Annotated in this window: 8 protein-coding genes; all 8 read left to right on the top strand. The window is 31.6% G+C overall.

What is annotated here, in order from left to right; genetic code table 11:
• On the top strand, positions 1-476 hold a 476-nt coding region (locus N3C_RS09420), incomplete at its 5' end, for a biliverdin-producing heme oxygenase (protein ID WP_074365782.1).
• A gap of 342 nt (positions 477-818) precedes the next feature.
• Positions 819-1,358, top strand: a complete 540-nt coding sequence (locus N3C_RS09415) for a helix-turn-helix domain-containing protein (protein WP_074365781.1) — start codon at positions 819-821, stop codon at positions 1,356-1,358.
• A gap of 23 nt (positions 1,359-1,381) precedes the next feature.
• Entirely contained in the window at positions 1,382-2,443 is a 1,062-nt protein-coding gene (potA, locus tag N3C_RS09410) for a spermidine/putrescine ABC transporter ATP-binding protein (RefSeq protein ID WP_242944072.1), read from the top strand.
• Positions 2,440-3,270, top strand: coding sequence for an ABC transporter permease (locus N3C_RS09405; RefSeq protein WP_074365779.1), 831 nt, complete (start codon positions 2,440-2,442; stop codon positions 3,268-3,270). The genes potA and N3C_RS09405 overlap by 4 nt, the downstream gene beginning before the upstream one ends.
• Complete coding sequence (locus tag N3C_RS09400; protein WP_074365778.1) at positions 3,264-4,061, top strand: ABC transporter permease; 798 nt, start codon at positions 3,264-3,266, stop codon at positions 4,059-4,061. The genes N3C_RS09405 and N3C_RS09400 overlap by 7 nt, the downstream gene beginning before the upstream one ends.
• Positions 4,054-5,109 carry an ABC transporter substrate-binding protein gene (locus N3C_RS09395; RefSeq protein WP_074365777.1) on the top strand — a complete coding sequence of 352 codons (1,056 nt, stop codon included), beginning with the start codon at positions 4,054-4,056 and terminating at the stop codon, positions 5,107-5,109. The genes N3C_RS09400 and N3C_RS09395 overlap by 8 nt, the downstream gene beginning before the upstream one ends.
• 269 nt (positions 5,110-5,378) lie before the next feature.
• Positions 5,379-5,966 carry a hypothetical protein gene (locus N3C_RS14745; RefSeq protein ID WP_083604502.1) on the top strand — a complete coding sequence of 196 codons (588 nt, stop codon included), beginning with the start codon at positions 5,379-5,381 and terminating at the stop codon, positions 5,964-5,966.
• A gap of 26 nt (positions 5,967-5,992) precedes the next feature.
• Positions 5,993-6,823, top strand: coding sequence for a methyl-accepting chemotaxis protein (locus N3C_RS14740; protein ID WP_083604501.1), 831 nt, complete (start codon positions 5,993-5,995; stop codon positions 6,821-6,823).
• Positions 6,824-6,846: the final 23 nt, after the last annotated feature.

The raw sequence follows: 6,846 nt of genomic DNA, 5'->3' as shown, positions 1-6,846 counted from the left end.
ATACTATTGAGAAACATTTAGATCATGAAGGTATTAAACACTTTGCCACTAAAGAATTATATAGAGCTGAATTGATAAAGAAGGATTTAGAAGTGCTGGCTGGAGATAAACTATCTGAAATGAAATTGTTACCTTCTACACAAGCCTGTGTAGCAAGAATCCATGAAATAGATAAAGAGCATCCAGAGTTGATTTCAACTTATGCTTATGTTAGATTTATTGCAGATTTGTTTGGTGGCAGAATATTCCCTGAGGTACTGACAAAAAGTTATGATATTCCTAAAGAGGCGCAAAACTATTATGCTCAACCAGACATTGGAAACATTAGAGATTATGTAATGGAATATCATAAAAAGTTCGAGAAATTAAATTTATCTGAACATATGGAAAATCTATTTGCTATAGAAATAAGTAATGTCTACATATATAATATTGCTATCTCAAATGAGTTGGAGGCAAAATTATATCTTAAATAGCTAAAGTGTTGGTTGAAGGCTCTTGATTCCAAGGGCTTTTTTATTTTTTAATTAGGAATTTAATAACTGAAATTGAATAATTAAAACTAGATTTTTATGAGAGAATTTAAATAGTGGTTTTATGTATAAGGCTTTGGTATCGCAGTAAGTTTTCATGGGCTTGGAGGATGCATTGAAAGGAGAAGATAATTACAGCTAAAAAAAATAAAAATCCCTATTGATTTCCTAATAAAAAATTGTATAATTATATATTGTGAGTTTAGTAAATCTAAACTCTAAATTTATAATGATGAAGATTAGTATTAGTAAACTTATTGCTCAATATAATTTAAGAGGTGGAGTATGCAAATTGGAGAGAAGATCAAAAGATTAAGAATTGAAAAGCAGCTTACTCAAGAAGAATTGGCCAATAGATGTGAACTATCTAAGGGGTTTATATCTCAATTGGAAAGAGACCTAACTTCGCCTTCTATAGCAACTTTAAAGGATATATTAGATGCCCTAGGAACAAACTTAAATGAGTTTTTTAGGGAGGAAAAGGAAGAAAAAGTAGTTTTTGTGAAGGATGATATGTTTGAAAAGGCTGATGAAAAACTAAAATATAATTTAATTTGGTTAGTATCTAATGCGCAGAAAAACTCTATGGAACCAATTCTAATCACCCTTGAACCCGGCGGACAATATGTTGAAGATGAGCCCCATGAGGGTGAGGAATTTGGCTATGTATTATCAGGTTCAATAATACTTCACTTAGGTCGTAAGAAATATAAGGTTAAGAAGGGAGAAAGTTTCTACTTTAAACCTAACATTAATCATTATATATCTAATAGTGGAAAGAGCAATGCCAAAGTTATTTGGGTTAGTACGCCCCCATCCTTTTAAAGTTTATGAAAGAGGTGTTTAATTTGCAGGATTCTAATAAAGATATAATTTTAGATCTTAAGAACATAACCAAAAAGTATGGTGACAATACCGTTATTGATAATTTGAATTTATATATTAGAAGGAATGAATTTGTAACATTATTAGGTCCTAGTGGTTGTGGAAAAACAACAACCTTAAATATAATAGCTGGTTTTGAAGAACCTAACAATGGAGACGTAATATTTGAAGGTAAGGTTATTAATGAAGTTCCTCCTCATAAAAGACAGATAAATACTGTATTTCAAAGATATGCGCTATTTACTCATATGAATGTATATGAAAATGTGGCTTTTGGCCTTAGAATAAAGAAGATTCCTGAGAAGGAAATAAGAGAAAAGGTGAAGGCTATTCTTAAGCTAGTTGATCTTGAAGGTTATGAAAAAAGATCGACAGACTCTTTAAGTGGTGGTCAGCAGCAAAGAGTTGCCATAGCTAGAGCTTTAGTAAATGAACCTAAGGTTTTGTTACTGGACGAGCCTCTTGCAGCTTTAGACTTAAAGCTTAGGAAGGAAATGCAGCTTGAATTAAAAAGAATCCAACAAAGTTTAGGAATAACCTTTGTTTTTGTTACTCATGACCAGGAGGAAGCTTTAACTATGTCCGATACTATTGTGGTTATGAATAAAGGAAGGATTCAGCAAATAGGAACACCGGAGGATATTTACAATGAACCTAAAAATAAATTTGTGGCAAGGTTCATAGGGGAAAGTAATATTTTTGACGGTATAATGCATGATGATTATAGAGTTTCTTTTGAAGGCAGAGAGTTCCAGTGTGTAGACAAGGGGTTTGATAAGGATGAAAAAGTAGATGTTGTAATAAGACCTGAAGATATCAAGCTTGAGGAATATGGCAAAGGTATGATTAATGGTATAGTTACTTCTGTTATTTTTAAGGGAGTTCACTATGAAATTGAGGTGGAAGCAAACAATAAAAAATGGCTCATACACAATACTAAGCAAGTTAAAATTGATGAAAAGATTGGTATGAACATATATCCTGAGGATATCCATATCATGAGAAAGGCTAGGGATATGGAATGAAAAAAAGCAAATCAATAGCTCAATATCCTTATATTGTATGGAGTATAATTTTTATTGTTGTTCCTCTATTTCTTATACTCTACTTTAGTTTTACTAACAGTGGTGGTGCTTTCACTTTAGAAAATTATGAGAAGCTTTTTCAACCTAACTATATGAAGGTGTTTTATAATTCAGTTAAGCTGGCAGCTATATCTACTGTATTATGTCTTATTTTGGGTTATCCTATAGCATATATTCTTTCAAAGCTGGACCCAAAGTACAGAACTTTACTTATGTTACTTTTAATTGTTCCTATGTGGATGAACTTTCTTTTAAGAACATATGCATGGATGTCTATCATAGGAAGAAATGGAATTATAAATACTATTCTTAAAGCTATAGGTCTTCCGACTATGAATATATTATATACAGATACAGCTGTTGTTCTTGGTATGATATATAACTTTTTACCCTTTATGGTTATATCTATATATACAGTGCTTATAAAAATAGATCAAAATGTTATAAAGGCTGCGGCGGATCTTGGAGCTAACAAGTTTGTGATTTTTAGAAGAATAATTTTTCCCTTAAGTATACCAGGGGTTATGTCCGGTATAACTATGGTATTTATGCCAGCGGTTTCAACCTTTGTAATATCAAAGCTCCTTGGCGGTGGACAGTATATGCTTATAGGTAACTTAATTGAACTTCAGTTTACTACTGTAGGAGATAGATATTTTGGATCTGCTATATCAATTTTGATGATGGTAATTATACTTATATCTATGGCTATACTTTCAAAATATGAAGATAAGGATGAGAAGGAAGGTGGTGGAATACTATGGTAGGCAAGTGGGCTAAAAGAATTTATTTATCATTAGCATATATATTTTTGTATGCTCCAATAGTATTCCTGATAATTTTTTCTTTCAATTCCGGAAAAAGTTCAGCAAGCTGGCAAGGTTTTTCTTTAAAATGGTATGTATCCCTTTTTGATAATCAGAGAATTTTAAAGGCTTTGTACTATACTGTACTTGTTGCAGTTGTTTCCTCTCTGGTTTCAACAATCTTAGGAACTATAAGTGCTATAGGAATAGATAAAATGACTGGATGGAAGAAGAAGGCTGTACTAAATATCAATTATTTACCAGTATTGAACCCAGATATAGTTACTGCAATTTCTTTAATGACTTTATTTATATTTTTTAGATTAACCTTTGGGTTTAAAACACTTATAGTAGCTCATGTGGTTTTTTCCACACCCTATGTTATAGTTTCAGTACTTCCAAAGCTTAAGCAAATGCCTGATGATTTGGTAAAGGCGGCTCAGGATTTAGGTGCAACACCTTTTTATACCTTAAGGAAGGTTATATTGCCTCAAATAGCACCAGGTATTTTGGCAGGATTTCTAATTTCCTTTACAATGTCCATAGATGATTTTGTAATAAGCTTTTTTAACACTGGATCTGGGGTAACAAACTTGTCTATTGAAATTTATTCAATGGCAAGAAGAGGCGTAAGCCCTGAAATAAATGCCCTATCAACCTTGATGTTTATATCTATTTTTATACTTATATTTCTTGCAAATAAAAAGGACTTAATTAAAAATGAAAGGAAGAGAGGTAAGGTAGATGACTAGAGTTAAGAAACTTTTATCCTTAGCTGTTACACTCATAGTTTCAGCATCAATATTTACTGGCTGTGGCAGCGACAAAGACAAGGTTACAATTAATGTATTTAACTGGGGAGAGTATATTGATGAAAGCATTTTAAAGGACTTTGAAAAGGAAACTGGTATAAAGGTTAACTATATGACTTATGCTACTAATGAAGAAATGTATGAGATGGTAAAGTCAGAAACTACAGCATATGATCTTATTGTGCCATCAGACTATATGCTTGAGAGAATGATTAAGGAAGACCTTGTTCAGGAGATTAACTTTGATAACATACCTAATTATAAAAATATAGATGATACCTATAAAAATATGTCCTATGACCCTGAAAATAAATATTCAATACCTTATTTGTGGGGAACAATAGGCATAATATATGATAAAACAAAGATAACAGATAATATTGATAGTTGGGATGATTTATGGAATTCTAAATATAAGAATGATATCTTTATGTCTGATGACATGAGAAATTCAATAGGTGTATCCTTAAAAAGACTTGGCTATTCTTTAAATTCTACAAGTCAAGAGGAAATTGACAAGGCTACAGAAGAGTTAGTTAAGCAGCGTAACGAATTAAATGCTGTATATATAGGGGATCAGGTTAAGGATTCCTTGCTAAGTGGTGAGAGAAATATAGCTGTTATATATTCCGGTGATGCTGCTGTACTAAAACAGCAAGAGCCAGATAGATTTGAGTATGTAATACCTAAAGAAGGTACAAATCTATGGTTTGATGTTTTTGCTATTCCTAAGAATGCACAGCATAAGGCCGAGGCAGAAAAGTTTTTGAACTATCTTCTTGATGCGGAGGTTAATAAGAAGAATGTAGACTATATTGGTTATGCTACACCAAATAAGGCAACCTTAGAATTGCTTGACGATGAAGTAAAGAATGATAAGTCTGCATATCCAGATAAAGAAGTAATTGAAAAGTCCGAGGTTTATATAGATCTTGGTGATTTTAGAAAGGCATATAATGATGCTTGGTTAAAGATTACTTCAAAATAATATAAGGACTGTGGTATTAGAATTTTATTTCTAACACCACAGTCCTTTTGTTTGTAAAGAATTACTTGTATTTGGTGTGCTTATAAGTGGAGATTAGATGATCATAATCTTATTCTTCTTTATAATAATTTGACATCAGTATGAAAAGAGAATTACAATAGAAATTGAGGTGTAGAAAAAGATGAAAAATATCGAATAACGACTATAGATTTAGAGTTGAGATAGTGTATAAATGAGATTTATATATACTAAAGAGGAGGTATAAGAACATGGAGACATATTTATCAAAAGTTAATAAAGCTGTATTTAAAATTATGGTTTTTGGAATATTTGTAATGTTACCCTTTGGCTTGTTGGGTATATTTGATACACTTGCTCCAACCATAGCATTAATTTTTGGCGTAGTATTATCCTTGGTGTTAAAAAGTAAAAAAAATAATGAAGAAATTATTCAATGGATATTTTTGTTGTCCGTATTTATGCACTTTTCTGCCATTATGGTTAGTAGGCCTTCAGTAGCCATAGCAGAGGGGTGTTTGGCTATAAGTGCTGCGGCAATATATTTTAGGAAATGGATTATTATAATATATGGGGTAGGCGTTTCTGGTGTTTTAAGCTATATTTATTTTGTAAATCAAGGCTATGATTCTGATGTTTATATACTTGGTTTGCTATGTATAGCATTTGCTTCTATAATTTTGTTTTATGTTACAAAATGGGGAAGTGAACTGATTCAAGATGCTAATAATAAAGAAAATGAAGCAAAAGCTCTTCTGGAAAATATGGGCAAAACCATTAAAGTTATCAGTAAAAATACTTCTGCATTGGACAATGATATAATTCATATAATAATTTAGGTGCTATACATGAGATAAGCAATAATATGTCTGCACAAGTGGAAATGATGGCAACGGGTATATTAACACAAACAAAGAGCATTTCAAAAATTAGTGATATGATGAATGAGGCAGACCAAAAAATATCAGAGGTTAATAGTTTTAACAAAGAATTATCAGAGATATCAAGAAATACTAATACTGTTGTTTTAAAAGGATATGAAAAAATCAACAGTATGTCTAAGCAAATGGAGATTATTGATGAAGTAGCCACTAATTCCTATATAGCTACTCAAGAACTTAGCAATAGAATGAATAGAGTTACTGAATTTCTTTCTAAAATAAATCAAATATCTGATCAAACCAATTTATTAGCTCTTAATGCATCTATAGAAGCAGCAAGAGCAGGAGAGGCCGGTAGAGGCTTTGCTGTGGTGGCAGAGGAAGTAAGAAAGTTAGCAGAAGGAAGCGGAGAAATAGTAAAAGAAATTGATGAAATCTTAAAGGAAATAAGGGATATAACAGAAAGGGTTTCTGATGAAGCTAATAAAGGAAATAAGGTAACTAAAGAAGGAAAGGAAATTACAAGAGCGGTAAGTGACAATTTCAAAGAAATACAAGATTCCTTTAATAATATTGATCAATATTTATCTGAGGGTATTGATAGATTAAATAATACTGTGATGCTGTTCTCTGATATACGTCAGGAAACTGAAAGTATGGCGGCGATTTCAGAAGAACATACTGCTTCTGCGGAAGAGTTAACAGCTACTACAGAAGAGAATAAGTCTAATATAGATATTTTGTATAAAGCGGTAGAAAACATTAAAAAATCAAGTAATGAGCTAAAAAGTCTTATAAGTGAAGATAACTTATAAAAACCTGTTAGTTAGAAATGAAT

This window comes from Clostridium sp. N3C, from assembly GCF_900095445.1.
In the GTDB taxonomy this organism is placed as follows: Bacteria; Bacillota; Clostridia; order Clostridiales; family Clostridiaceae; genus Clostridium_AU.
This window is presented reverse-complemented; position numbering and strand designations above follow the sequence as displayed.